The organism is Mesorhizobium sp. M7A.F.Ca.AU.001.01.1.1 (genome assembly GCF_004022735.1).
In the GTDB taxonomy this organism is placed as follows: domain Bacteria; phylum Pseudomonadota; class Alphaproteobacteria; order Rhizobiales; family Rhizobiaceae; genus Mesorhizobium; species Mesorhizobium ciceri.
On the sequence record NZ_RZPF01000800.1, the window covers coordinates 1 to 2,720 of the forward strand.

Here is a 2,720-nt window from a genome sequence, read left to right on the forward strand (position 1 = left end):
GCATATGGGCGAAACAAACGTTTCCATCACCGAAGCCATGAACCGCGTTACCGCCGATGTCTTCAAGGTAACCGCCGGCAAACAGCGCCCCTGGAGCAATGTCTCGCTGACCACTGAGGTCGTCCTGCACAAGATCGACCTCAACGCACCGCTGATCGTCGGCGAGGCGACCACTCAGAAATCGGAAGCCGGTTCGGATGGGCGAAACGTTGCGGCAAACCCGTCGGGCGCCGACGACGCCCAACTTTCGCTCGATATGCTTCGTCAGAAAATCCCAAGGCTTGCCTCCGACGAGCCTATCTTTTTTGACCATCCTGTCGATTTCGGCGATCCGGAAATCGACGGCAAGAGCATTGCGGAGCTGATCAAGGGCAAGCCACGCTTCAGTCCTGTGGAGGGGCTCGACAAGTCGGTATGGGAAGGAAAGCACTGCGACGGTTGCCATGAATGGAACGAGGCCCGGCTGTGTGAACAGTCGAAAAATTTCGCCGCCAACGACGTGTCTGTCTTACGGCTTCAACATCCGCTTGGAACGCGCTTCAAGGTGGCGCTCGCAAAATGGGCGCAAGGTGGCTGTAAGTAGGCCAGGATGATGACGGCATCCATCGGTTTCTGCCGGGCGAATGCTCTAATCCGCATCCGCTGCTTGGCTCAGGGCCTCGATCTCAGCCATCTGGATGCCCATTTCGACAAATGCCGAAAGAACGGCGAACCGGTCAGCCAGTGCGACACGCGCCAGTCCGGCCAGAATCCCGGCATTGATTGCGTGGGCGGCTGGAAACGGCAGCAACGCCGGTGCCATCGTCGCGGCCCTGGCCGAACCATTGTCACGCCATCCCGCGGCCAGAGCAATCCAGCCGACCGGCGTTGTTGGCGGCGTCGCGCCGGCTGTGCTGAGCGCCGCCTGGTGGCGGAGACTGTCCGGTTCGCCCACCCAGTTGTGGACCAGCGGGAGCAACTGATGATCGGTCTCATCCAACAGGTCGGCCAGGTGGCTCAGGCATTCATGGGCCCACCAGACCGCGGCTCGCTCGGGAAGCAGGTAGGCACAAAATGTAACCGCTTCCTCGGGAACGCGCCCTGCGAGAAGGTCGCGGCAAAACTCGATCGAGCGCTGGTCGGTTGGAAGGCTCCTCATGTCCCGCGCAATAGCAGGACACGCCGCGAAAAGATCCCTTGCCGTTTTGAATCGGAGCCCATTGGCCATGACCGCCACGCTTTCATCGAGAAGCTTGGCCACTCAAGCCTTAGGCGCGGCGCGGGTCAAGTCTCAACCGGTGACGCGGCAACAACTGTCACGCCCCCGGCGATTGCAGACAGACAATTGCCTGCGAATTTGCTATGATCCCAACATCGAAAATCGGAATACTCAACCAGGAGGAGCCGCTATGCAGTGGAGCAGTTCAGCTTTTGTGTTGGCGGTCGTGCTTTTCTCGACCCACGCTTCCGCCGACCCCGTTCAGAAATCTGAAGACATCGTGAAGTTTTTTGCTGGTGCGGCCGATCTCGGCAAGTCCCGCGGGATTTGTGTTGGCTCCGCGGAGGAGTGCAAAAGCAAGTCCAATGACGCGTCGGCAGTGAAAACCGGCCTCGACATGCTGATCAATTTCGGCTTGGATTCGGCCGAACTTGACGCCACCGCGCGCGCTGAACTCGACGAGTTCGCCAAAGCCCTGAAGGACAACCGGCTGAGCACGTTCAGCTTCGTCGTCGAAGGCTATACCGATGCCACCGGCACGGTGCACCACAACGAAGGCCTGTCGCAACGACGAGCGAAATCGGTAGCCGCCTTCCTCACGGCCAGCGGCATCGAGCCTGATCGCATCAACGCGGTCGGCATGGGTGAAAAGAACCCGCGCAGTTCCAACCCATACGATCCGCTCAATCGCCGCGTGGAAATGCGGATAAAGACACAATAGCCACGCAAAGCTGCGCCGCAGCCTGGGATGGGGCGAAGATTGTTCTACCCGATGGAATTTGGACAGGGGTGAGCATAGCAGCGCGAGCGTGGTTCAAAGCGTATTCTGAATTGAGCTTATGACGGCGGTGACGGCCTGCTTGTATTTTTCAAACTCCGGTGACGTCTGGCGGACCTCCGTGGTCGTTGTCTGCTGGGCGGCGCCAGTGGCCATGCGGCCCAGCTTCTGGCCCATTTTCCTTTCGGCCCAGTCCACGACGTAGCTGGCGGTCTTGCCGGTGAGAAACGGGTTGGCCTGGATGACGGCCGACCCCAGCACGGCGCTCAGTTGCGCCGAACCTGTGGCCGACAGCACCTGGTGCGCGCCTTCCATTCCCAGGAAATGACAGAGATAGAGTCTGCCCGCCGTAATCTGGTGACCACGCTCCCGAAGATAGGCCTCGCCTTCGCGAGCCAGGTTGCGAACCATCTCACGCGAGATCGTGGCGTCGTAGCGCAGTGCGAGCAGGTCGGCTGTCGACAGCGTGCGCGCAAGTTCCGGGCGGTAGGTGTTCATCATCCTGATCCAGGTCTTGCTTATGAATTGCCCTGCACCGGTTGCTGAGGAATTTGGGTTCTTGGCGCGAGCGCTGCCGCCGCTTTCGACATGAACGATACGGTCGGTGAGCGTCTCGACCGCGGAATCGTCGGAAGCGACCGCGGTGACCGTGCCGAGTGGGTCGATCGCTGCGCCATTCTGGTAGAGTTCGAAATGCAGGTGGGGCCCGGTCGAAAGGCCGGTGGTGCCGATATAGCCGATCAC

At 60.3% G+C, this 2,720-nt stretch carries 3 protein-coding genes and 1 pseudogene; 2 read left to right on the forward strand and 2 right to left on the reverse strand.

Going from position 1 to position 2,720, the window contains the following annotated elements; all coding sequences use genetic code 11:
• Nucleotides 1–583, forward strand: a pseudogene (locus tag EN884_RS32035) (peptidase c14 caspase catalytic subunit p20); the annotation flags it as partial.
• 45 nt (nucleotides 584–628) lie between these two features.
• Here the strand turns inward: EN884_RS32035 and EN884_RS32040 are convergent.
• Nucleotides 629–1,240: a hypothetical protein gene (locus tag EN884_RS32040; RefSeq protein ID WP_244507016.1), complete on the reverse strand. Its 612-nt coding sequence runs from the start codon at nucleotides 1,238–1,240 to the stop codon at nucleotides 629–631.
• Nucleotides 1,241–1,388: 148 nt separating this feature from the next.
• On the opposite strand from EN884_RS32040, the gene EN884_RS32045 reads away from it, so the two are divergent.
• Nucleotides 1,389–1,919: an OmpA family protein gene (locus tag EN884_RS32045; protein ID WP_013525282.1), complete on the forward strand. Its 531-nt coding sequence runs from the start codon at nucleotides 1,389–1,391 to the stop codon at nucleotides 1,917–1,919.
• A gap of 93 nt (nucleotides 1,920–2,012) precedes the next feature.
• Here the strand turns inward: EN884_RS32045 and EN884_RS32050 are convergent.
• Nucleotides 2,013–2,720 (reverse strand): M23 family metallopeptidase (locus tag EN884_RS32050; RefSeq protein WP_164895290.1); only part of this gene is annotated, 708 nt, incomplete at its 5' end.

Bases quoted from the DNA above. Each gene is read 5' to 3' on its own strand.
- EN884_RS32045 (WP_013525282.1), top strand. From the start codon at position 1,389: ATGCAGTGGAGCAGTTCAGCTTTTGTGTTGGCGGTCGTGCTTTTCTCG.